Below are 23,334 nucleotides of genomic sequence, written 5' to 3' on the forward strand. Positions count from 1 at the left end.
CAGCGGCTACACCATTGCCGAAAAATTCAGCCGGAACTGCTGCGGTGACACTCCCAGCCGGCGCATAAATACGCTGCGCATGTGATGGGCATCGCGAAAGCCGCATTCGTAAGCCACCGTCTTGAGCGCCAGAGCGGCGTTTTCCAGCATCGCCCGGGCGGCGTCCACCCGGGCCCCTTCCACGAATTGCGCGGGGGTGATCCCTGTCTCCCGGGCAAACACCCGCGAGAAATTACGCGGACTCATCGCCGCCGCCTGCGACAGCTCGGCGATGGTCAGATCCGTGCGCAAATTCTCCAGTACAAAGCGTTGTACCGCTGCAACCGGTGAATCGGTGTGGGCGGCGGCGGTCAGAAACGGGCTGAACTGCGACTGCCCGCCTGAGCGCTGGGTAAATACCACCAGTCGCCGGGCTACATTCAGCGCCACTTGCGGGCCGTGATCCTGACTCAAGACATAGAGCGACAGGTCGATCCCCGCAGTGACTCCGGCCGAGGTGTACAGATTGTCGTCCTGCACATACAAACGATCGGCCTCAAGCACTGCGCCGGGGCACAGGCGGGCGAGGGTGGCAACATCACTCCAGTGGGTGGTGACGCGGCGACCGTCCAGCAATCCGGTGCGGGCGAGCATCAGTGCGCCATTGCAGATCGAACCAAAGCGCCGCGACTGACGGCAGAGCTTGCGCAGCCAGGTGTAAAAGTCGGTGCCGAAATCCTCCCCGGGCAGGGCCGGGCCCCCTGTGCACAGCACCAGGTCATAGCTGCTCCGGGCCTCAGTGAAATGCCGGTGAGCCTGAATCGACAGACCGTTCGAGCACCTCAGCAAGCCCGTCTCCAGCCCCAGTACTTCAAGCCGGTATTGCTTGTCGGGAGGCAGAAAAGCATTGGCTTCGGCAAACACATCCATTGGCCCGGTCACGTCCAGCGCCTGCACGCCGGGGAAAACGATCAATGCTACGTTCAGGGTCATGAGAGTTGGCCGTCAGGTGTGTAGAAGATGAAATACCGCAGTCCTGGGATGTGGACAAGCCCGCGCAAGGCGATGGCCTGCATTGCGGCCTGATTGGCACGAATCGCCACTGCGGGTTGATTGTTGCCATTGAGGCAGACGCCCACACTCAATGCCATGGCGCCATCCCGGCGCTCGCTCGAGGAGTTCGTCATGAGTCAGACCATCGCAGGCATCGTCATTCCGGACAGCGCCCTGGCCAAAGCCACCACCGAATACATCCGTGACGTCGAGTCCGATCTGCTCTACAACCATTCGCGTCGGGTATTTCTGTTTGGTGCCCTGAGCGGGCAGCGCAAGCAACTGGCCTATGACCCGGAGCTGCTTTACGTGGGGGCAATGTTCCACGATCTGGGGCTGGTCGAAGGTCACCGTACAGACGACGAGCGCTTTGAGGTGGACAGCGCCAACAGCGCCAAAGCCTTCATGAAGCCGTTTGGCCTGAGCGCTGACGATGTGGAACAAGTGTGGTTAGCCATTGCCTTGCACACCACGCCTGGCGTACCGCACCACTTGCGTCCGAACGTGGCGCTGGTGACGGCGGGGGTTGAAATGGACGTACTGGGCATTGACTACGCGGCGTTCCCGGCCGCGCAACGCGAAGCCGTGGTCCATGCCCACCCCCGTGGCGAGGGCTTCAAGGAATGCATTCTCTGCGCCTTCGCCAACGGTTTTAAGCATCGTCCGCTAACCACGTTTGGCACGGTCAACGCCGACGTACTGGTGGACAGCGACCCGGGTTTCAAGCCGCTGAACTTCGTCGAGATCATCCGCAAGTCGCCCTGGGCATCCTGACCCTGGCCTCTACTGCACCGGGTCACTCACCGGGGTGGCGATGATCTGCTTCAACTCGGCGGTCATGGGGAATTCGAGATTCAAGCCATTGGGCGGGATTGGCTGTTCGAACCAGCGCTGGTAGATGCCGGTGATTTCCCCGGATTGATACAGGTCGGCCAGCGTGCGGTTCACCACGGCGAGCAACTGCGGGTCGTCCTTGCGCACCATGCAGCTGTAGATTTCCCGTGATTGTTCGTCGCCCACCACGATCCAGTGGTGCGGGTCGCGGGCTTTGGCGCGTTCGCCGTAAAGCAGCGCGTCGTCCATATAGAAAGCAGCGGCCCGACCCGTTTCCAGCATCTTGAACGCTTCGCCGTGATCCTTGGCGCTGATGACTTGCATGTTCATCTTGTGATCAGCGTTGTAGCTTTTGATAAATCGCTCATTGGTGGTGCCGGCCGTGGTCACCACATTTTTGTCGCGCAAGTCATCAAAGCCTTTGATGCCACTGTCCTTGGCGGTCAGCAACTGGCCTTTGACGTAAATAAACCCGTACGAGAACGCCACCTGTTTTTGCCGCTCGGCGGTCACCCCGGTGGATCCGCATTCCAGGTCGACGGTGCCGTTTTGCACCAGCGGGATGCGGGTTTGCGAGGTCACCAGGTTGTATTTGACCTTTAACGGTTTGTCGCCCAATTGCTGTTGAATGCGCTCGACGATCTTGTTCGCCAGCTCCACCGAATAGCCCATTGGCTTGCCGCTGTTGTCGCCTACGTATGAGAACGGTACCGAGGCGTCGCGATAACCCAGGGTAATGGTCCCCGAATCGGCAATTTTCTTCAGCGTGCCCTGAAATGGCGCTTCGCTGGCGTGCAGTGAGTGGCTGAGCAAAAGGCCCAGCGTGCAACTGATCAAAGTGAGTTTTTTCATCTTTTTATTCTCCGGTTTCAAACGGGTTAGCGACGAACAGCAATCACACTGATTTCTACCAGCACCTGAGGCCGCGCCAGTTCGGCTTGCAGCGTGGTGCGAGTCGGCGCCTTGCCCGCCGACAGCCAGGCCGACCACACGGCGTTCATGGCCGCAAAGTCGCGCTCAATGTTTTGCAGGTAAATCGTGGCGTTGAGGATGTGGTCCTTGTCGCTGCCGGTCTCGGCCAGCAATGCGTCGATCTTGGCGAGCACTTCCTGAGTCTGGGCACAAATGTCTGTGCTTTGGGTGGGAACCTGCCCCGACAAAAATACCAGCGCCTCAAAGGTCGCCGCGGCGCTTAAACGGTCATTGCTGTTGAGGCGGTGAATCGTCATCGGGGAATTCCTTGTTGGTTGAGTTATACGGTCAGGCGCAGAGGCCCTGCATGTCGATGGAGGTGTTGCGTTGACCTATCAGTTCGCTTAACAGGCGTGCGCTGCCACAGGCCAGGGTGAAACCCAGCGCGCCATGACCCAGGTTGAGCCAGAGGTTGCGATAACCGCTGGCACCGAGGATCGGCACGCCGCTGGGTGTTGCAGGGCGCATGCCAGCCCACTCGATGGCGTCGTCATAGTTGCCGGCATCAGGGAAGGTGCTGGCGGCCAGTTGGCGCATTTGTGCCAGGCGCTTGGGGTCCAGGGAGAGGTCGAAACCGACGATGTCGACCATGGCAGCAATCCGTAATTGCTCGCCAATACGGGCGTAGACGATCTTGCGGTCGTAATCGGTGATGCTCACGTTCGGCGCTTTTTGCGGGTCGCTCAAGGGCAGGGTCAGGCTGTAGCCCTTGAGCGGGTAAAGCGGCAAGTTCAACCCCGGCAAGCTCAGGGCCGGGCTGTTGTGCCCTGCTGCGAGCACCAGTTGATCAACAGGCAAATGCTCATCGCCCATTTGTACGGCACTGACTGCGCCGTTGGCGTGATGGATACGGCTGACGGTTTTTCCCAGCAAAAAGGTGCAGCGCCCGCTCGCTTGCAGATGGGCGAGCAACTGTTGGCAGAACCCATGGCAATCGCCGACTTCCTCGCCGGGGGTATAGATGCCGCCGATAAACGCTGAGTCCTTCAGGCCTGGCTCAAGGGTTGCGCATTCGCTGGCAGACAGGGCTTGTTGAAATGAACTGTGGGCAACTTTGGCCCGCGCCTTGTCGAAGCTGCCCGGGTTGCGGAAGGTCACCAGCTTGCCGTTGCACCGCCATTCAAAACCGCTTAAATGATCTTCTTCGCGCCATTGCTGCAAGGTGGCTTGGCTCAGGAGTGCCAGGCGCAGCAAGTGCGCGCCATTGCGCTGATTCACCGAGCCCCGGCACGCCGCGATAAATGACGCCATCCAGCGCCATTGAGCCGGGTCCATGCGTGGTCGCAACTTGAGTGGCGAGTCACTGCGCAGCATCCAGCCCATCGCCTGCCAGGGCACCCCGGCATCGGCCAGTGGTGCGACATAGCGGTAGGAAAGCTGGCCGCCATTGGCGAAGCTGGTCTGACTGCCGAGCGTGGGCCGGGCTTCGATCACGCTCACTTCAAAGCCGTCGCGCACCAGCGCATACGCCGTTGCCAGCCCGATAACGCCACCGCCGATGATGCAAACCCGCTGTCCCATGTCAGTCCTTAGCCCAATGTTGTTCAGGCTCAGATTAGGGGCAGGTGACAGGCGCTGAACAATGATTAAAGATGCCTTACCCATAAACAAAGGTTATGGACTGCCGCCATGCGCTTGCGACATATCGAAATTTTTCAGGCTATCCGCCAAACCGGTTCAATCAGCGCGGCCGCGCAATTGCTGCACGTCTCGCAACCTGCGGTGAGCAAGGTGCTGCAGCATGCAGAATTGCAGCTGGGGTTTCCCTTGTTTCTACGGGTGCGCGGCAAACTCCAGCCCACCCCTGAAGCGCTGCTGCTGGAGCGCGAAGTGGAGAAGGTCAGCGAGAGTCTGCAAGGCGTACAGCGATTGGCTGAGAGCCTGCGCCGTTCGCCCGGGCACCGGTTGCGGATCGGCAGTACGCCGGCCTTGGCCCTGTCGTTATTGCCGCCGGTGATCAGTGAATGGACCCGGCGTTACCCGGACATCAGCTGTGAACTGGCCAGTGCCCATAGCCGGGAGCTGGTGCAGAACCTGTTGATGCGCGAGCTGGACGTGGCCCTGACATTCAAACTGCCTGACCATCCAGGGCTCAAGGCCCGGGCGTTGGCCCACGGCGTATTGGTCGCGTTGGCGCCGCGGGGCTACTGGCCGGATGAGAGTGAGGGGGTTGCGCTGGCGCTGCATGAACTGGCAGATGCGCCGTTGATCGGCCTGAGCAATGCCGACCCGTTGTTCGCGCGTCTGGACAGTTATCTGAAAACCATTGAGCCGCCGCCGCGTATCAGCATTGCGGTGCAAACGTATTCGCTGGCGCGAGCGATGGTGGAGTCGGGAGCGGGGTTAGCGGTGATTGATCCGTTCACGGCGCTGGGTGCTTCACGGGCGAGTACTTTGATTCGTCCGTTGAGTCCTGCGTTGCCGATTACGCTGTATGCACTGACCCGTGCCGATGAAGCACCGGCGCATACGCTGGAGGGGTTGCTGGAGCTGTTCGCCGAACGGGCCGGCGAACAGTTGCAGCGGTTGCAGGGGGAAGATTCATAACCTGTGGGAGCCGGCTTGCCGGCGATAGCATCACCGCGATCAATCCCGCCGACCCGGTTGCTGGCATCGCTGGCAAGCCAGCTCCCACAAGGTCCGGTCAGACCCTGTGGGAGTCCCGCATCATTTGGGCAGTGCGTACACCACCACTTGATCGCCCACCTGGTCTTTCATGATGGAGTTGCCGCCCGCGACAAACGCCACATATTGCCGGCCTTTGTACTCATACACCGCGGGGTTGGCGACTGCAGGGGCCATGACGTTGTCCGACCACAGTTCCTTGCCGTCATCCAGGGAGTAGGCACGGACCTTGGCATCCATCGAGGCACCAATAAACACCACGCCACCGGCTGTGATTGCCGGTCCGCCGATGGTTGGCGAGCCCATGCTCTCAGGCATGTACCAGCCATACTGCTGCACCGCGCCCATCGGACGACGCCATTTCACATCACCGGTGTGCATGTCGATAGCGACGATTTCACCGAAAGGCGGCGCCCAGCACGGCATGCCGGCCCAGTTCTGCGCGTTCAGCAAGGACATGCCATAGGGTGCGCCGATCTGTGGATAGAAGCCGTTTTCGTTGCCTGAGTCTTTGGGTTGTTTGTCGTACGACGCGCGATCCCACAGCTTGATCATCTGCACGATGTGCGAGGTGTTAACCACCGCCACCGCCACCTGGCTGACCGGGTCGAACGCTACGCCACCCCATTGCACGCCACCGGCACTGTCCGGGTAGGCCAGTACGCCGTTACCTTTGGTCGAAGGTGGCGAGTACATGCCGTTGTATTCCAGGCCGTCCCACATTTTTGAACACTGGCCAAGGCCGACAATATCGGCGATTTTCCAGATGGCGGGCTTCTTGGACTGGTCCAGCAACGGAACAGGTTTGGTCGGGAAGGGTTGTGTGGGTGAGTAGACTTCGCCCTCTGCATCGCCTTTGGGTACAGGGCGCTCTTCAATCGGCCACACGTCTTCACCGGTGCGGCGGTCAACGGTAAACAGGAAGCCCATTTTGGTCGCTTGAACCAGCGCGGCTACAGGTTTGCCATCGACGGTGATGTCCATCAGGGTCGGGGCCGAGTTGATATCGTAGTCCCACAAGTCGTGGTGAACCCACTGACGGGACCATACGACCTTGCCCGTATTGATATCCAGCGCGGTAGTTGATGTCCCTAAAGGAATCGCTTTTGGCCGGTTGCCGCCCCAGTAGTTGGGCGAAGGCGAGGAGACCGGGATGTACAGCAGGCCGAGTGCCGCGTCGTAAGACATGGCCGTCCAGATGTTGGCGGTACCGGTGTTGCCGGCCTCATCATCGGGAATCGGTTTGAACTCCCACTCCAGCTCGCCGGTACGGGCGTTCAGAGCAAACAGCGAGCCGGGTGACTCGACCTCATACTCCCAGTCCTTGCCGGCCCAGCCGACGATCAGCTTGTCACCGATAACGGTCGGCGGTTGCAGCACCGACAGCGGCCATTTGGCGTTGAGTTTGTTCCATTGGTTGATATCAACCACACCGTTTTTGCCGAAGTTTTCGCAGGGTTTACCGGTATCGGCATCCACTGCAAACAACTGCGCGGTCATGTTCCCCAGGTAGACGACCTTCTGGCAGGCAACGCCGGGTTGCGGGTTTTTTTCCTGCCAGTAGGCGACGCCGCGGGACTTCAAGGCCGGCTGGGTGAGGGCCACTAACGGCGACTTGGTGTCATAGCTCCACTTTTCTTTACCGGTCTCAGGCTCAAGGGCAATGATCCGGTAAAAAGGCGTACCGACATACAATGTGTCATTGGCAAAAATCGGGGTGGCGGACCATACAGTGGCCGGTGTTTTACCGGTCCCGTCGGACATGTCGCCGGTGAAATACTGCCAAACCTTGGTCAGTTTTCCGACGTTGTCCTTATTGATCTGGTTCAGCGGCGAATACTTTTGCGAGCTTAACTGGCCATGGAACGAGTCCCACTCCTTGCCATTGGGCAAGGGGATTCTGGCGTCTTCGGCGGAGATACTGGATGGCGCCAGCAGGGGCGTGGGCACTACATAAGCGGTGTCGGCGTGTGCGGTTGAAATACCCGCGAGCATGCAGATGACCGGTGCCGTGAAAAGATGTTTTTTTACTTTATCCATGTCACGCGCTCCTTGTTGGCTTGGCGCAAAATGATTCGATGATCACACCTGCGGCGCACACCACCAGAACAATGGCAGTCCACCACCCGTGCAAGAGGATCGCGCCAAGAAGCGTCCCGAGGACCCCGAGCCAGCTCAAAATCACGAACAGTTTTCTGAGTCCCCCGAACTCATACTTGATCAGCAGCAGGCCAAGAATGAACAGAACGAATTCGCCCAGCATGGTTGTCATTGAGCCGCCAGAGCCGGTAACGCCCGACAATGGCGTGAAAAATCGCCATGCCGTAATGGCCAGGGCGATCAATGCAGTAACAATCATGATGTAGGCGCCTGTATGGCGCCTGGGCGGTGCATAGCCAGCAGAAGTACTCATCCCTTTCTCCTTTACGTTTTATGCTCTCAGGCATTAGGAAAAAGAGTGTAGCCAAGCTTGCAGGAACTGCCGGGAAGAGGTTCCCGGCAGTTTGGTGGTCGCTGCCGGGGCAGGAGGTGCGGTTGTGGATTCCAGATCAGTGTGCGGAATCAGCCCCGACCGGAGCTGGCGCATCCTTGGTCACATGTTTGACCAGTTTGCCGATGGTCAACCCCTGGAACAGGATCGACGACAGCACCACGATGTAGGTGATACTCAGGATCAGGTCGCGTTCCGGGCCCAGTGGCAAGGCCAGTGCCAGTGCGACCGAAACCCCGCCGCGCAAGCCGCCCCAGGTCAGGATGCGGATGGTGCCGCGGGGCACCGTACGCCAGCGGCGCAGCAGCACAATGGCCGGGGCCACGGTCAGCAGGCGCGAGAGCAGAATGGCCAGGGCCAGTACGCTTGCTGCCAGCAAGTGCAGCCACGAGAACGGCAGTAACAGCAGTTCCATGCCGATCAGGGCAAACAGCAGCGCGTTGAGCATGTCATCGAGCAGCTCCCAAAAACCGTCCATGTAGCGACGTGTCATCTCGTTCATGGCCTTGTTGCGGCCCAGGTTGCCGATGATCAGACCGGCCACCACCATCGCAATCGGCGCCGACACGTGCAGTTCACTGGCCATGGCTGAGCCGCCAATCACCAGCGCCAGGGTCAGCATCACTTCGATCTGGTACTGCTCGATGCTCTTGATCATTCGATAGACCAGATAACCGATCAAACCACCGAACACCACGCCGCCAATGGCTTCGTGGGCAAACAGCATTGCAGTGGCGCCCAGGCTCGGGGTTTCGCCCAGTTGCACAATGCCCAGCAATACGGTGAACACCACAACGGCTGTACCGTCATTGAACAGCGACTCGCCGACAATCGTGGTTTTCAGCGGTTTGGACGCGTTGGCGGTACGCAGCACGCCAAGCACGGCAATCGGGTCGGTGGGCGAAATCAGGGCGCCGAACAGCAGGCAATACAGAAAACTGATGTGCCATCCAAACAGGCCGAAGATCCAGTACGCCAGGCTGCCGATCACGGTGGTGGCAATCAGCACGCCGACGGTGGCCAGCAGGCCGATTGGCCAGCGGTAGCTGCGCACGTCGTTGAAGTTTACGTGCAGGGCACCGGCAAACAGCAGGAAGGAAAGCATCCAGTTCATCAGCAGATCGCCGAAATCGATCTGGCCGATCAGCTCCTGCACGCGCTCTTCCAGGCCGGGGTAGCCAATAAAGCTCAAGCCTTGCAGCAGCAGGGAAAACATGAGGGCGGTGACCATTACGCCAATCGTGGGCGGCAGGCCGATAAAACGGAAATTCACGTACGTCAGCAGTGAAGTCAGGCAGATAAACGCAGCTACAAGTTCAAGCATCCGGGATCCTGTGGTGGCGGGAGTGAGTAGAGACCTTGATCGGGTCGGGTCTTGTTTGATGAAAAAGCGCAGTGCAGCGACACATATTCGCTGCGCAGTCATGATTACCGTATAAAAAGATGCCGTTCCATAAAAATAAAGGAGGTAACGGTGCTGGCAACGACGTTGGTATTGATCGCGGCGGTCTTGCATGCGATCTGGAATACCTTGATCAAGTTCAGTGGCGAACGTTTGCTGGTGATTGCATGTATGGACACCGTTGCGCTGCTACTGGTTGCGGCGCTGGTGGGGTTCGTGACATTTCCACCCGTGGAAATCTGGCCGTGGATTCTGGCATCTGCTGTGTTCGAGCTGCTTTACCGGGTGCTGTTGATTCGCGCGTATCGCGTAGGTGACCTGGGGTTGGTGTACCCCTTGATGCGCGGACTCTCGCCACTGGTGGTGCTGGGGTTGACCCTGACGTTTGCCGGCGAAGCCCTCACCGGGCAGCAAATCATCGGTATCTTGCTGATCCCCTGTGGCATGGCCTGTCTGTTGTGGCAGGGCGGCGGCGGTGATCGGCTGCCGTGGTCACTGTTGCCCGTGGTCGCACTGATTGGCCTGTGCATTGGCTGCTATACCTTTCTTGATGGTCAGGCCCTGCGACGCTGGTCGCACCCGCTGGATTATCTGGTGTGGGTGACACTGATCAGCGCCTGGCCGTTCCCGTTGCTGGCGCTGACCCGCAGGCGATCCGCGTTTACCCTGTTTTGGCGAACGCAATGGCGTTTGGGTGTGGCAGTGGGGGTTTGTGTACTGGCCAGCTATGGGCTGGTGTTGTGGGCCATGCAGTTGGGCTCGATTGCCGAGGCCGCAGCCTTGCGCGAAGTCAGTGTGATTCTGGTGGTGCTGTTCGGTATGCGTTACCTCAAAGAACCTTTTGGTGGGCCGAGGCTCTTAGCCTGTGGGCTGGTGCTGATCGGCATGCTCGTGATGAAACTCTAAAAAGGAAATTCCAATGACGGTTGCCTTCTGGTGTGTACTGATTGCCCTCTGCCTGCCCTATGTCTGTACCGCCTTTGCCAAGTTCAGCGACGGCAAGTTCGGGCCCAGTCAGAACCATGATCCACGTACGTTTCTCGACGGTCTGCAAGGATTTGCCAAGCGCGCCCACAGCGCCCAGCTCAATAGCTTTGAAGTGACCCCGGCGTTTGCCGCCGCCGTGATCATTGCCGATATCGTGGGCAATGCGCAGCCAGTGACCATCGATGTGCTGGCGGTGCTATTTGTTACCAGTCGCCTGCTGTACATCATTTGCTACCTGGCGGACTGGGCGATGATGCGCTCGATTGTCTGGTTCATCGGCATGGGGCTGGTGGTCAGCTTCTTTTTTGTGTCGATGTGAGTTCAGGCTGAACATGTAGGAGCGAGCTTGCTCGCGAGCTGTTCGCGATCATGTGAAGCGCTCGCGAGCAAGCTCGCTCCTGCAGTGTTACGCCACGTTACTGCGGCAACGCTGCGCCTTTGGGCCACAGCAGCCAGATGTTGCCCTTCTGCTTCATGTCACCCGCTATTTGCCCGGCCTTGGGGCCAGTGCCGACGAAGAAGTCCGCCCGGACTTCACCGGCAATAGCACCACCGGTGTCCTGGGCGGCAACCGGACGCACGATGGGCTGGCCATCGGCCTGGGTGGTCGACAACCACAACAGGCTACCCAGCGGGATTACCTTGCGATCCACTGCCACGCTGTAGCCGGCCGTAAGCGGGACATTCAGCGAGCCGCGCGGACCTTCGGTGCTGTCGGGGTTCTGGGTGAAAAACACATAGCTGGGGTTGCTGGCCAGCATTTCGTGTACCCGCTCCGGGTGCATCATCGCCCAGGCGTGGATGGTACTCATGGTCACGTCTTCTTTTTTCAGCTCGCCTTGCTCAACCAGCCAGCGGCCAATGGGCTTGTACGGATGGCCGTTCTGGTCGGCATAGCCGATGCGCAGTTGGCGACCATTGTCGAGCTGTACCCGGCCCGAGCCCTGGATTTGCAGAAACTGCAGGTCCATCGGGTCGGTCAGCCATGCCAGCACCGGAGCATTCAAGCCTTTGCTGTTGATGGTTTCGGCGGTGTCGTAAGGTTTGAGCACGCGCCCTTCAAGGCGCCCGCGCAGGCGCTTGCCCTTGAGCTCGGGGTAGATGCTGTCCAGGTTGACCACAATCAGGTCGGACGGAACGCCGTAAATCGGCACATTGGCGGCTTGAGTGGGTTTCAGGCTTCCGGGGTATACCGGTTCGTAATAGCCGGTGATCAACCCGTCTTCACTGCCTTCAGCCGAACGCAGGCTATACACATCGAGATGGGTCTGCAGAAAGCTACTGATTTGCTCTACGCTCGGGCTGGCGCTCAAGGTAGCGGCATCGCTGCACACGCTGCCCCAATTGGGGTCGGCCTTGAGCCGGATACAGGCACTGCGCCATGAAGCAAACCCGCTTTGCAGGTCAGTTCCCGTGACTGGCGGCAGGGCACTGAAGTCAGCTTTTTTGTAAGTGGTGTGGGGCTCCGGTTTTGTGGCGTCCTTGTCGGCATCCTTATCGGAGCCATTGCATCCGGCCAGCAACATGACAATGGGCAATGCCCAGGCCAGAGGCTTGAAAAATGTACTCATCAGCGAGGTTCCTTCAGGTTTGCCGAGTGATCTTCAAGGCAAACCCTATATTCAATAGGGCTATTGGTGTTTGTGTATAACGCGAGGATACTGGCGACCGATTTCTGTGACGTGAGCCACCATGATTGTTAAACGACTGACTGTTGTAATGCTGGTCTGCCTGACGCTGTCGGCGTGTGGTGGAGTTGATCCGGACTCGCCGCTGGGCCAGCGTAAAGCGATTTTCAAGCAAATGCTCAAGACCAGTGAAGACCTGGGTGGCATGTTGCGTGGAAGGATTGCCTTTGACGGACCGCGCTTTACCGAGGGAGCGATCAAGCTTGATGCCCTGGCTCATGAGCCGTGGAAGCATTTTCCTCAAGTGAAGGAGTCCGATCAAACCAGCGCTACCGATAATGTCTGGAAAAAACAGGCACGCTTTCAGGAATTGGCTCGCCAGCTCGAAGCCGCTACTGGCGAACTGGTGGTCGCCAGCCGGATACAGCCCTACAAAGCCGGCAACTTGACGCCTGCAATGCAGAAAGTTGAAGACACTTGCAGCGGGTGTCACAAGGAGTTTCGTAACCACTGAGTGGTATGAAGCTGCAACCTGTTCTGTAGGAGCGAGCTGTTCGCGATCACTCGATCATGTTGAATAGCTCGCGAGCAAGCTCGCTCCTACAGAGGGGGCTTATTTATCCAGCTGATCCAGCGCTTCTTGCAGTTCTTTGCGCGACTCGGCCAGTTTGGTTTTGCGCTTGTCGATCTTTTCCGGATCGCCTTTCTTCATGGCTTTGTCCAGGTCAGCCTGACGCTTGCTGACTTCGTGCTTGGCGTCCAGCACCTTGTTCTCGCGTTCTTTCTTCAGGCCCGCGTCGGTGCAATTTGCAGTCACTTCGCTCAGAGCTTTTTCCAGACCGGCAATCTGACCGGAATTGTTGTGGGCGCGAGCTTGTTCAAGTTGCTGGCTGATGGCCTGCTTCTTGGCCGCGCAGCCCGTCAGTTCCGGCGCCGGGTCTGCCGCCATGAGTGGAGCAGCCAGCAGGCTGCAGACAGTAAACAGGGCGAGAGGGGAAAGAAGTTTCATAAAGAGCTCCATGACAAAAGATGACAATAAACACAATTTTGAAAAGTAATACTGCCGATTTGGGGTTTCTAGTCGAAACCGGCAATACCGGCAGCGCGTAATTCTTCACTTACAGCCTGAACATTCGGGTCCTGCAAAAAAGCATTCACCTGAACTGCGCGGCTGGCGCCGATACCCGGTTGTTGCTGCCAGGCCAGGGCGTCGCGTGCAACCAGCGCTTGCCATGACTGGCCCAGAGGCGCCCCCGCAGTGGGCGGCAGGCCGATAGCCCGCACCCAGCGTTCGAACGGTTGTTGCCGGGCATCATGCAAACTGTTGAGCAAGCGGGTGCTGCTTCGCTCGCCCAAGCCGGCAATGTTAGCAAGCTGCGCGGCATCCAGGGTTAACCAATCGGTCAGATTCTTGATTAGTCCGGCCTGAATCAATGTATTCCAGGTGCCGGGACCGACGAATGGCATGGCCAAACCTTTTTTGCCGCTGAGCCAGCTCAAGCGAGCCAAAAACTGGCTTTCGCATCCGGGTACCAATTGCCAGCAACTGAGCGCGTTGAAACTATCGGGGTCGGGTGCCTGTACTTCAACTCTGTTACTGGCACGCGACACTACGCTGTCCAGGCGTGGGATGGTCATGCCCGCCAGGCTGATGGCGACATGATCACCGGGCCGGATATCCAGGGTCTGCCAGCGCCTGAAGGAGCCTGTGCTGATGCGCTTGATAGTGCGCTCATCAAGGCGCACCGGTTTCAGTTCCAGGATCGGGGTTATGCGCCCGGTGCGGCCAATGTTGAAGGTCACTTTGCGAACTTCGCTGAGTGCTTGAACATGCGGGTATTTCCAGGCTGCGGCCCAGTTCGGCGGTTTTGCCTGCCAGCGATCGGGGGCAGGGCGCCGGCTCTGGCGCAACACCAGACCATCACTGGCAAACGGCAGCGGGTTGTTGTACCAGTGCTCGCGCCACTGCCGGGCCTGTTCGAAACTGTCGACAGGCTGGCTCAGGGTTTGACTGTCGGCAAAGCCCAGGTCACTCAGTTGGGCGAGCCGTTCGGCCTGGGTATCGGGACCTTCGGGCCAGTCCCAGACAAACAGGCCGATGCCTTGCCCTTGCTCACTATTGAGCTGATGACGCGCCATAAGGCCGGCGACTGTGCTGCGGGCATTCAGGCTGCCGGATACGGCTTGTATGTGGTCGGGCAAGCGCCAATACAGTTCGCCTTGCAACACGATGTCCACAGGTTGTGGCAGTTGCCGGGGAATGGCGCTGATGGCGCGTGCCGCACGGCTCCAGTCTTGCCCGGTTTGCCCGTCCCCCCGGCTGATGACCCGGTGCAGTTGCCCTTGCCGGTAGATCAGGGTCACGGCCACCCCATCGACCTTGGGTTGCACCCACAGATCCTGGCGTCCCCTGATCCATTCCCGGACCGCCTTTTCATCAGGCAGCTTCAGCAGGCCGGTATGGGTCACGGGATGAGGAATACTGCCGCCTGCCGTTTTCAGGGGGTTGTCGACAACAGAAGGTTTGAAGCAGTGCTGCCAGCCTTCAAAGCGGGTGCGCGAGTGGTCGTAAACCTCATCGGTGACCTGTGACATACCGAGGCGGTGGTAGCTGTCGTCCCAGGTTTGCAGTTGTTGTTGCAGGGCCTGATAGTCGGCCTTGTCGGGGCAGCTACCGGCCTGCGTATTGAATGCCAGGAGCGCGAGCCAGAACCGGCAAATGAATCGAAGTGTGGCGAGCATCTTGAGCGTCCTTGCCCGGGAAGAATGCTTAAGGCTAGTGAAGGTTTTTTGAGCCGCGTATCAGGAGCTTTACCGGGTATTACATTTGCGAGATCACCCTGGGTGATCTCTGGCAGTTGGCAACTGCTGCAGACACAAAAAAGCCCCGGACAGTCGCCTGTCCGGGGCTTTTTGTGCAGCCGCTTTAGTTAAAAGCCGGCAGCAGCGCGCAGTTCTTCAGCGCGGTCGGTACGCTCCCACGTGAACGTGGTGAAGGTGTCGTCGCCAACAGTTTTGGTCTGTGGCGTGCGGCCGAAGTGGCCGTAAGCTGCAGTTTCCTGGTACATCGGGTGCAGCAGATCAAGCATGGTGGTGATGGCGTATGGACGCAGGTCGAATACTTCACGTACCAGCTTGACGATTTTGTCGTCGGAGATTTTGCCGGTGCCGAAGGTATTCAACGAAATCGAAGTCGGTTGAGCGACGCCGATCGCGTAGGAAACCTGGATCTCGCAACGTTCGGCCAGGCCGGCTGCCACGATGTTTTTAGCCACGTAACGGCCTGCGTAAGCCGCCGAACGGTCAACCTTGGATGGATCCTTGCCCGAGAACGCGCCGCCGCCGTGACGGGCCATGCCGCCATAGGTGTCAACGATGATCTTGCGCCCTGTCAGGCCGCAGTCGCCCACCGGGCCACCGATGATGAACTGGCCAGTCGGGTTGATGTGGAACTGAGTGTCTTTGTGCAGCAGTTCGGCTGGCAGCACATGCTTGACGATCAGCTCCATCACGCCTTCGCGCAGATCTTTGTAGGAGACTTCAGGGTTGTGCTGGGTCGACAGTACGATGGCGTCGATCGCTACAACCTTGCCGCCTTCGTAGCGGCAGGTAACCTGAGACTTGGCGTCTGGACGCAGCCACGGCAGCAGACCGGATTTGCGGGCTTCGGCCTGACGCTGAACCAGTTGGTGGGAGAAAGTGATCGGTGCCGGCATCAGCACGTCAGTTTCGTTGCTGGCGTAGCCGAACATCAGGCCCTGGTCGCCGGCACCCTGATCTTCAGGCTTGGCACGGTCAACACCCTGGTTGATGTCGGGCGACTGCTTGCCGATGATGTTCATCACGCCGCAGGTCGCGCCGTCGAAGCCAACGTCGGAGCTGGTATAGCCGATATCGGTGATCACATCGCGAACGATCTGTTCCAGGTCAACCCAGGCCGAAGTGGTGACTTCGCCTGCGATGATTGCTACGCCGGTTTTCACCAGAGTTTCGCACGCCACACGGGCGAACTTGTCTTCAGCAATGATGGCGTCCAGCACCGCATCAGAAATCTGGTCGGCGATTTTGTCCGGATGCCCTTCAGACACGGACTCGGAGGTGAAAAGGGAGTATTCGCTCATCTCGACGGTTTCCTAATATTTACCGATGGTGAGTGTCGCCAGCCGGCCGCTGAAAGTGGCGGACCTGAATCTGGAAACCATTACGTAAGCCTATATAGAGGCTTTCCCCGGGAACGAGTCCCGCAGCGGTGGCCCAATGGGCCAGATCATCTTGTTCAAAACCTAGCCACAAATCACCGCAAGCTTCGCGGGCCCACGCCTGATTATGGCTACACAACTCTGTTACCAGCAGGCTACCGCCAGGTTGCAACAAGTTGGCCAGTTGCCTGAATGCTTCGGCCGGTGCGGCGAAATGGTGCAAGACCATGTTCACCACGACGCAATCGGCCTGCAGCTGTGCATCCTGCAAAGCGTCGGCCAGAATCAGGCTGACGTTGTCCAGTGACTCGCATTCACACAACTGGCGGGCCAGTTCAAGCATCGCCGGGCTGTTGTCCAGTGCCGTGACCTGGTGAAAGCGACGGGCCAGGTCAGGCAAGAAACTGCCATCGCCGGGGCCCACTTCCAGGGCCGTGGCCGCTGGGCTGAAACTTAGTTTGTCGAGCAAGGCCAGGACGCTATCCCGGTACTGTGGCAAACCTGCGATTAAATCCTGTTGGGCGCGAAACTTTTCGGCAATGCGGGAGAAAAAATCCTGGCTGGCCGCTGCACGTTGCCCATGGACGGCACTGATGCGTGCTTGTACATCGGCGGGCAGCGTCAGGTTGTCGACTTCCTCCAGCAGCGCCGCATGCAGCTTGCCGCCCGGCAGTTCGGTGTGAGGCAGGGCGCGGCGATAAAAAATCGCATTGCCTTCGCGCCGGGTTGCAACCAGATCCGCTTGTGCCAGCACCTTGAGGTGGTGGCTCATGCCTGACTGGCCGGTGGCGAAAATATAGGTCAGCTCCAGCACGCCAAACGAATCGTTGGCCAGCGCGCGCAATACATTCAGTCGCAGCGGGTCGCCTCCAGCCTTGCACAGGGCCGAGAGCTCGTCGCAATCGTCAGGGCGGATTGAAGGCGCGGGTAAGTTCATGGGCCGCAGTCTAGTTACCCGGTTCGCGCCTCGCAAGTTCAATATCAAAACTTTTCGATATTGCTTGATGGGTGGTGCGTTTGTCGGATGGGTTGTGTCTATTAACGAAACGAAATGTCCGATCCTTAACAGGTTGAACGGTTAAGCACAGGAAAAACGCCCCAAGTGACTATCTGTCATTGCCCCGAGGGCAGTGCCTGAGGGAAAATGCTCGCCTTTTTTGCGTTCCGTTTTATTTAAATTCGTTTTTACCAAACCCAGGAGAACAGCGATGCCCAGCCGTCGTGAGCGTGCCAACGCCATTCGTGCACTCAGCATGGATGCCGTGCAAAAAGCCAACAGCGGCCATCCCGGTGCCCCAATGGGTATGGCAGATATCGCCGAAGTACTGTGGCGCGATTATCTGAAGCACAACCCGAGCAACCCTTCGTTCCCTGACCGTGACCGCTTCGTGCTGTCCAACGGCCACGGTTCGATGCTGATCTACTCGTTGCTGCACCTGACCGGCTACGACCTGTCGATCGAAGACCTGAAAAACTTCCGTCAACTGCACAGCCGTACCCCGGGCCACCCGGAGCTGGGCTATACACCGGGCGTCGAAACCACCACCGGTCCTCTGGGCCAGGGTTTCGCCAACGCCGTGGGTTTTGCCCTGGCAGAAAAAGTCATGGGCGCGCAGTTCAACCGTCCAGGCCATGACATTGTCGACCACCACACCTACGTATTCATGGGTGATGGCTGCATGATGGAAGGCATTTCCCACGAAGTTGGCTCCTTGGCCGGCACTCTGGGCCTGAGCAAACTGATCGCGTTCTACGATGACAACGGCATCTCCATCGATGGCGAAGTTGAAGGCTGGTTCACCGACGACACGCCAAAGCGTTTCGAAGCCTACAACTGGCAAGTCATCCGCAACGTTGACGGTCACGACCCGGAAGAAATCAAAACCGCGATCGAGACTGCACGCAAAAGCGACAAGCCAACGCTGATCTGCTGCAAAACCACCATCGGTTTCGGCTCGCCGAACAAACAGGGTAAAGAAGACTGCCACGGTGCTCCATTGGGCCTGGAAGAAATCGCCCTGACCCGCAAGGCACTGAACTGGAACTACGGTCCTTTTGAAGTCCCGGCTGATATCTATGCCGAATGGGATGCCAAGAAAGCCGGTGCTGTTGCCGAGTCCGAGTGGGACAAGCGCTTCGCAGCCTACGCGGCCGAGTTCCCGGAGCTGGCTGCAGAACTGTCCCGTCGCCTGAGCGGCAAGTTGCCAGCTGACTTCGATGCCAAGGCCACTGCCTACATCAATGAAGTGGCTGCCAAAGGCGAAACCATCGCCAGCCGTAAAGCCAGCCAGAACGCCCTGAACGCCTTTGGCCCGCTGTTGCCGGAACTGCTGGGCGGCTCTGCTGACCTGGCTGGCTCCAACCTGACCCTGTGGAAAGGCTGCAAAGGTGTTTCGGCTGAAGACGCCAGCGGCAACTACATGTACTACGGCGTACGTGAGTTCGGTATGAGCGCCATCATGAACGGCATCGCCCTTCACGGCGGCCTGGTGCCTTACGGCGCTACCTTCCTGATGTTCATGGAATACGCCCGTAACGCCATCCGCATGTCGGCCCTGATGAAGCAGCGTGTGATCTATGTATTCACCCACGACTCCATCGGTCTGGGCGAAGACGGCCCGACGCACCAGCCGGTGGAGCAACTCACCAGCCTGCGTACCACGCCGAACCTGGACACCTGGCGTCCGGCCGACGCGGTGGAATCCGCAGCGGCCTGGAAATTCGCTCTGGAGCGCAACGACGGCCCGTCCGCGTTGATCTTCTCCCGTCAGAACCTTAACCACCAAACCCGTGATGCTGCACAAATCGCCGACATCAATCGCGGCGGTTACGTGCTCAAGGACTGTGCAGGCGAGCCTGAACTGATCCTGATCTCGGCCGGTTCCGAAGTGGGCCTGGCGGTTCAGGCTTACGAGAAGCTGACTGAACAGGGCCGCAAGGTGCGCGTGGTTTCCATGCCATGCACCAGCGTTTACGAAGCTCAGGACGCTGGCTACAAGCAGTCGGTTCTGCCGCTGCAGGTCAGCGCGCGGATTGCGATCGAAGCCTCCCATGCAGACTACTGGTACAAGTACGTGGGCCTGGAAGGTCGCGTGATTGGTATGACCACCTACGGCGAGTCGGCGCCTGCGCCTGCCTTGTTCGAAGAGTTCGGCTTCACCCTGGAAAACATCCTGGGTCAGGCTGAAGAGCTGCTGGAAGACTAATTCAGCCTTGTGCGCCTGGCCCCGTCGCGGGCAAGCGCGCTCCCACATGGACGATGTGTGGGAGCGGGCTTGCCCGCGATGGCATAAATGGCGCCATCGCTGTGGTGACGGATTCACCCGCATATAAGAGAACCCCATGCCTCAACCGCGTCCTTACAAAGTTGCACTCAACGGCTACGGCCGGATTGGTCGTTGCGTCTTGCGTGCGTTGTTTGAGCGAGGGGCTGCTGCCGGGTTTGAAATTGTTGCACTCAATGACTTGGCCGATATGGCCAGCCTCGAATATTTGACGCGCTTCGACTCCACCCATGGCCGGTTTCCCGGCGAGATACGGATCGAAGGCGACTGCCTGCATATCAATGGCGACTGCGTGAAAGTGTTCCGCAGTGCCACCCCGGAAGGGATCGACTGGGCCGCGCTGGGCGTGGACCTGGTGCTGGAATGCTCCGGTGTCTACAACACCCGCGCCGACGCACAGCGCTTTCTTGATGCCGGGGCTCCCCGCGTGCTGTTTTCGCAACCGATGGCCAGCGATGCCGATGTCGACGCCACCATTGTTTACGGCGTCAACCAGCACACGCTGACCGGCGAAGAGCGGCTGGTGTCCAATGCTTCCTGTACCACCAACTGCGGCGTGCCGCTGTTGCGCTTGCTGGATCAGGCGTTTGGCCTGGAGTACGTGTCGATCACCACCATTCACTCGGCGATGAATGATCAGCCGGTGATTGATGCCTACCACCACGAAGACCTGCGTCGCACGCGTTCGGCGTTTCAGTCAGTGATTCCGGTCTCCACCGGTCTGGCTAAAGGCATTGAACGCTTATTGCCGGAACTTGCCGGCCGAATCCAGGCCAAAGCAGTTCGGGTGCCGACGCTAAACGTATCGTGCCTGGACATTACCCTGGTCACGGCGCGCGACACGGACGCTGTGGAAGTTAACCGCGTGCTGCGCGAGGCCGCCACCAGCGGCCCGCTCAAAGGCTTGCTGGCCTATACCGAACTGCCGCACGCCAGTTGTGATTTCAACCATGACCCGCATTCAGCGATTGTTGATGCCAGCCAGACCCGCGTTTCCGGCCCCCGGCTGGTGAACCTGCTGGCCTGGTTCGACAACGAATGGGGTTTTGCCAATCGAATGATCGATGTGGCAAAGCACTATCTGCACGTAACCCACCAAAAACCCGTTCTCTAACATTAGAAACTCAGGAACTGCGACCCATGACCGTGTTGAAGATGACCGACCTCGATCTGCAAGGTAAGCGCGTACTGATCCGCGAAGACCTCAACGTCCCGGTAAAGGACGGTGTTGTCACCAGCGATGCGCGCATCCTTGCTTCGCTGCCGACCATCAAGCTGGCGTTGGAAAAAGGCGCGGCTGTCATGGTCTGCTCGCACCTGGGACGCCCGACTGAAGGTGAGTTCTCGGCTGAAAACAGCCTCAAGCCTGTCGCCGAGTACCTGAGCAAAGCCTTGGGCCGCGACGTGCCGCTGGTCAGCGATTACCTCAATGGCGTCAACGTTAAGCCCGGCGAGATCGTGCTGTTCGAAAACGTGCGCTTCAACAAGGGCGAAAAGAAAAACGCCGACGAACTGGCCAAGCAATACGCCGCCCTGTGCGACGTGTTTGTGATGGATGCGTTCGGTACTGCGCACCGCGCCGAGGGTTCGACCCACGGTGTAGCCAAGTTCGCCAAGGTCGCAGCGGCAGGCCCGTTGCTGGCAGCTGAACTGGAAGCTCTGGGCAAGGCCCTGGGTGCCCCGGCCAAGCCAATGGCAGCGATTGTTGCCGGCTCCAAGGTGTCGACCAAACTTGAAGTGCTCAACAGCTTGAGCCAGATCTGCGACCTGTTGATCGTGGGTGGCGGTATCGCCAACACCTTCCTCGCCGCTGCGGGTCACCCGGTGGGTAAATCGCTGTACGAACCGGATCTCCTGGAAACCGCCCGCGCCATCGCGGCCAAGGTCAACGTGCCACTGCCGACTGATGTCGTGGTTGCCAAGCAATTCGCTGAATCGGCTGTAGCAACGGTCAAGCTGATCGACGATGTAGCTGAAGACGACATGATTCTGGATATCGGCCCGCAAACGGCTGCGCACTTCGCTGAACTGCTGAAGTCGTCCAAAACCATTCTGTGGAATGGCCCGGTAGGTGTATTTGAATTCGACCAGTTCGGCGAAGGCACCAAAACCCTGGCCAAGGCGATTGCTGAAAGTTCGGCATTCTCGATCGCGGGCGGTGGCGACACCCTGGCTGCAATCGACAAGTACGGTATTGCCGATCAGATTTCTTACATCTCCACCGGTGGCGGTGCATTCCTTGAGTTTGTTGAGGGCAAGGTATTGCCTGCCGTTGAAATCCTGGAAAGCCGCGCCAAAGCCTGAAAATGACTCAGGCCCTGAAAGGAAGCATGGACATGGTCAAGTTGTTACCGCTGTTAATGATTGCGGGCTTTTTGGCCGGTTGCGCCGGTTCGAGCAAGCCGGCGCCCGAGGCGCCAACCCCTGAAGAGAGTGGTTGCTACCAGGCAGACTGGCAGGCGCAGAGCGTACCGCTGGTCAATAAACGCTCAGGGCCAGAGGCGCTGGAAAAATACGAATCGCCCCGGCCTTCAAAAGAGCACGGGTGCCCGTAAAGCGGGTGAGACATTTTGTGGGAGCTGGCTTGCCAGCGATGGCATCAAGGCGGTTTGCCTGACAGACCGAATTACCTGCATCGCTGGCAAGCCAGCTCCCACATTAAATAGCGAGTAGCTATAGCTGAAGCTGTAACGTTTCAGCTAGACAGAATCCGCATTTCGGGGGTCCGCCCCCGATCTGCAATAACTTGAATAGCAGCCGCCGCTACGGCAGGCTTGCACGATTAACGACCCTCGTCCGGGAGAGACACACACAATGGCACTTATCAGCATGCGCCAGATGTTGGACCACGCCGCCGAATTCGGTTACGGCGTTCCAGCCTTCAACGTCAACAACCTTGAGCAGATGCGCGCCATCATGGAAGCCGCTGACAAGACTGACTCTCCGGTGATCGTTCAGGCTTCGGCCGGTGCGCGTAAATACGCAGGTGCACCGTTTCTGCGTCACCTGATCCTGGCAGCAATCGAAGAATTCCCGCATATCCCGGTGTGCATGCACCAGGACCACGGCACCAGCCCTGACGTTTGCCAGCGCTCGATCCAGCTGGGCTTCAGCTCGGTGATGATGGACGGCTCGCTTGGCGAAGACGGCAAAACCCCGACTGACTACGACTACAACGTGCGTGTCACTCAGCAGACTGTTGCCCTGGCTCACGCTTGCGGTGTGTCGGTTGAAGGCGAGCTGGGCTGCCTGGGTTCCCTGGAAACCGGTATGGCTGGCGAAGAAGACGGCATCGGCGCTGAAGGCGTTCTGGATCACAGCCAGATGCTGACCGACCCGGAAGAAGCGGCTGACTTCGTCAAGCGCACCCAAGTGGACGCCCTGGCTATCGCCATCGGTACTTCCCACGGCGCTTACAAGTTCACCAAGCCACCTACCGGTGACGTGCTGGCCATCGACCGGATCAAAGAGATCCACAAGCGCATCCCTAACACTCACCTGGTCATGCACGGTTCGTCGTCTGTGCCACAAGAGTGGCTGGCGATCATCAACGAATACGGCGGCGACATCAAAGAAACCTACGGTGTGCCGGTAGAAGAAATCGTTGAAGGCATTAAGCACGGCGTGCGTAAGGTCAACATCGACACCGACCTGCGTCTGGCATCGACTGGCGCCATGCGTCGCCTGATGGCCACCAACCCGAGCGAGTTCGACCCGCGCAAGTTCTTCGGCGCCACCGTGACCGCCATGCGTGATGTGTGTATCGCACGTTACGAAGCCTTCGGTACTGCCGGTAATGCCTCGAAGATCAAGCCGATCTCCCTCGAAGCCATGTACCAGCGCTACCTCAAAGGTGAGCTGAACGCCAAGGTCAACTAAG

Annotated in this window: 23 protein-coding genes; 10 read left to right on the forward strand and 13 right to left on the reverse strand. The window is 58.9% G+C overall.

The features are described from left to right. Positions 1-6 precede the first annotated feature (6 nt). Entirely contained in the window at positions 7-972 is a 966-nt protein-coding gene (locus tag ACP7BO_RS16690; RefSeq protein ID WP_426211535.1) for a GlxA family transcriptional regulator, read from the reverse strand. Next, positions 969-1,166: a hypothetical protein gene (locus ACP7BO_RS16695; RefSeq protein ID WP_426211537.1), complete on the reverse strand. Its 198-nt coding sequence runs from the start codon at positions 1,164-1,166 to the stop codon at positions 969-971. Before ACP7BO_RS16695 ends, ACP7BO_RS16690 begins: the two co-directional genes overlap by 4 nt. Between ACP7BO_RS16695 and ACP7BO_RS16700 the strand changes: the two genes are divergently transcribed. Beyond that, a complete protein-coding gene (locus tag ACP7BO_RS16700) occupies positions 1,165-1,806 on the forward strand; it encodes an HD domain-containing protein (RefSeq protein WP_397455499.1) in 642 nt (213 codons plus the stop codon). The two genes, ACP7BO_RS16695 and ACP7BO_RS16700, sit on opposite strands and share 2 nt — an antisense overlap. 9 nt (positions 1,807-1,815) lie before the next feature. Here ACP7BO_RS16700 and ACP7BO_RS16705 read toward each other — a convergent pair whose 3' ends face one another. Genes ACP7BO_RS16705 through ACP7BO_RS16715 form a run of 3 tightly spaced genes read right to left on the reverse strand, consistent with a single transcriptional unit; the run spans position 1,816 to position 4,359 of the window. Next, the gene (locus ACP7BO_RS16705) at positions 1,816-2,718 is read right to left on the reverse strand and encodes a transporter substrate-binding domain-containing protein (protein WP_397455501.1); all 903 of its coding nucleotides are present in this window, start codon (positions 2,716-2,718) and stop codon (positions 1,816-1,818) included. Positions 2,719-2,744: 26 nt separating this feature from the next. After that, positions 2,745-3,095 (reverse strand): RidA family protein, encoded by a 351-nt coding sequence (locus ACP7BO_RS16710; RefSeq protein WP_397455502.1) that lies wholly within the window; start codon positions 3,093-3,095, stop codon positions 2,745-2,747. A gap of 31 nt (positions 3,096-3,126) precedes the next feature. Further along, positions 3,127-4,359: a D-amino acid dehydrogenase gene (locus ACP7BO_RS16715; RefSeq protein ID WP_426211540.1), complete on the reverse strand. Its 1,233-nt coding sequence runs from the start codon at positions 4,357-4,359 to the stop codon at positions 3,127-3,129. 108 nt (positions 4,360-4,467) lie between these two features. On the opposite strand from ACP7BO_RS16715, the gene ACP7BO_RS16720 reads away from it, so the two are divergent. Further along, entirely contained in the window at positions 4,468-5,385 is a 918-nt protein-coding gene (locus ACP7BO_RS16720) for a LysR family transcriptional regulator (RefSeq protein WP_426211542.1), read from the forward strand. Positions 5,386-5,505: 120 nt separating this feature from the next. Here ACP7BO_RS16720 and ACP7BO_RS16725 read toward each other — a convergent pair whose 3' ends face one another. From ACP7BO_RS16725 to ACP7BO_RS16735, 3 genes are all read right to left on the reverse strand, one after another. Further along, entirely contained in the window at positions 5,506-7,503 is a 1,998-nt protein-coding gene (locus tag ACP7BO_RS16725) for a pyrroloquinoline quinone-dependent dehydrogenase (RefSeq protein WP_426211544.1), read from the reverse strand. Position 7,504: 1 nt separating this feature from the next. Continuing rightward, positions 7,505-7,876 carry a hypothetical protein gene (locus tag ACP7BO_RS16730; protein WP_060696618.1) on the reverse strand — a complete coding sequence of 124 codons (372 nt, stop codon included), beginning with the start codon at positions 7,874-7,876 and terminating at the stop codon, positions 7,505-7,507. 136 nt (positions 7,877-8,012) lie between these two features. Next, entirely contained in the window at positions 8,013-9,278 is a 1,266-nt protein-coding gene (locus tag ACP7BO_RS16735) for a cation:proton antiporter (protein ID WP_426211546.1), read from the reverse strand. A gap of 150 nt (positions 9,279-9,428) precedes the next feature. On the opposite strand from ACP7BO_RS16735, the gene ACP7BO_RS16740 reads away from it, so the two are divergent. Both ACP7BO_RS16740 and ACP7BO_RS16745 read left to right on the forward strand, forming a co-directional pair. Further along, positions 9,429-10,262: a DMT family transporter gene (locus ACP7BO_RS16740; protein WP_060696620.1), complete on the forward strand. Its 834-nt coding sequence runs from the start codon at positions 9,429-9,431 to the stop codon at positions 10,260-10,262. A gap of 13 nt (positions 10,263-10,275) precedes the next feature. Continuing rightward, positions 10,276-10,662 (forward strand): MAPEG family protein, encoded by a 387-nt coding sequence (locus ACP7BO_RS16745; protein ID WP_060696621.1) that lies wholly within the window; start codon positions 10,276-10,278, stop codon positions 10,660-10,662. A 97-nt stretch (positions 10,663-10,759) separates the two neighbouring features. Here ACP7BO_RS16745 and ACP7BO_RS16750 read toward each other — a convergent pair whose 3' ends face one another. Continuing rightward, positions 10,760-11,914, reverse strand: coding sequence for a murein transglycosylase A (locus tag ACP7BO_RS16750; RefSeq protein ID WP_397455509.1), 1,155 nt, complete (start codon positions 11,912-11,914; stop codon positions 10,760-10,762). Positions 11,915-12,035: 121 nt separating this feature from the next. Here ACP7BO_RS16750 and ACP7BO_RS16755 point away from each other — a divergent pair, with 121 nt between their 5' ends. Further along, a complete protein-coding gene (locus tag ACP7BO_RS16755) occupies positions 12,036-12,485 on the forward strand; it encodes a c-type cytochrome (protein WP_073509836.1) in 450 nt (149 codons plus the stop codon). A 99-nt stretch (positions 12,486-12,584) separates the two neighbouring features. Here ACP7BO_RS16755 and ACP7BO_RS16760 read toward each other — a convergent pair whose 3' ends face one another. The 4 genes from ACP7BO_RS16760 to ACP7BO_RS16775 all read right to left on the reverse strand — a co-directional run bounded on the left by ACP7BO_RS16760 (position 12,585) and on the right by ACP7BO_RS16775 (position 17,107). Then, on the reverse strand, positions 12,585-12,980 hold the full coding sequence (locus tag ACP7BO_RS16760) for a DUF1090 domain-containing protein (RefSeq protein WP_426211550.1): 396 nt from the start codon (positions 12,978-12,980) through the stop codon (positions 12,585-12,587). Between the two features lie 68 nt (positions 12,981-13,048). Next, a complete protein-coding gene (gene ligB, locus ACP7BO_RS16765) occupies positions 13,049-14,713 on the reverse strand; it encodes an NAD-dependent DNA ligase LigB (RefSeq protein WP_426211552.1) in 1,665 nt (554 codons plus the stop codon). A 188-nt stretch (positions 14,714-14,901) separates the two neighbouring features. After that, complete coding sequence (gene metK / locus ACP7BO_RS16770) at positions 14,902-16,092, reverse strand: methionine adenosyltransferase (RefSeq protein ID WP_397455512.1); 1,191 nt, start codon at positions 16,090-16,092, stop codon at positions 14,902-14,904. A gap of 19 nt (positions 16,093-16,111) precedes the next feature. After that, entirely contained in the window at positions 16,112-17,107 is a 996-nt protein-coding gene (locus ACP7BO_RS16775) for an ArsR/SmtB family transcription factor (protein WP_060696627.1), read from the reverse strand. A 271-nt stretch (positions 17,108-17,378) separates the two neighbouring features. On the opposite strand from ACP7BO_RS16775, the gene tkt reads away from it, so the two are divergent. The 5 genes from tkt to fba all read left to right on the forward strand — a co-directional run bounded on the left by tkt (position 17,379) and on the right by fba (position 23,333). Next, complete coding sequence (gene tkt / locus ACP7BO_RS16780) at positions 17,379-19,376, forward strand: transketolase (RefSeq protein ID WP_426211555.1); 1,998 nt, start codon at positions 17,379-17,381, stop codon at positions 19,374-19,376. A 136-nt stretch (positions 19,377-19,512) separates the two neighbouring features. After that, complete coding sequence (gene epd, locus ACP7BO_RS16785; protein WP_426211557.1) at positions 19,513-20,568, forward strand: erythrose-4-phosphate dehydrogenase; 1,056 nt, start codon at positions 19,513-19,515, stop codon at positions 20,566-20,568. Between the two features lie 26 nt (positions 20,569-20,594). Beyond that, positions 20,595-21,758, forward strand: coding sequence for a phosphoglycerate kinase (locus tag ACP7BO_RS16790; RefSeq protein WP_426211559.1), 1,164 nt, complete (start codon positions 20,595-20,597; stop codon positions 21,756-21,758). A 32-nt stretch (positions 21,759-21,790) separates the two neighbouring features. Continuing rightward, entirely contained in the window at positions 21,791-22,009 is a 219-nt protein-coding gene (locus ACP7BO_RS16795; RefSeq protein WP_073509861.1) for a hypothetical protein, read from the forward strand. A 259-nt stretch (positions 22,010-22,268) separates the two neighbouring features. Then, positions 22,269-23,333: a class II fructose-bisphosphate aldolase gene (gene fba / locus ACP7BO_RS16800; protein ID WP_016782491.1), complete on the forward strand. Its 1,065-nt coding sequence runs from the start codon at positions 22,269-22,271 to the stop codon at positions 23,331-23,333. The last annotated feature ends 1 nt before the right edge of the window (position 23,334 follow it).

The sequence above is a fragment of the Pseudomonas sp. TWR2-1-1 genome (genome assembly GCF_049897045.1).
Classification (GTDB): domain Bacteria; phylum Pseudomonadota; class Gammaproteobacteria; order Pseudomonadales; family Pseudomonadaceae; genus Aquipseudomonas; species Aquipseudomonas versuta.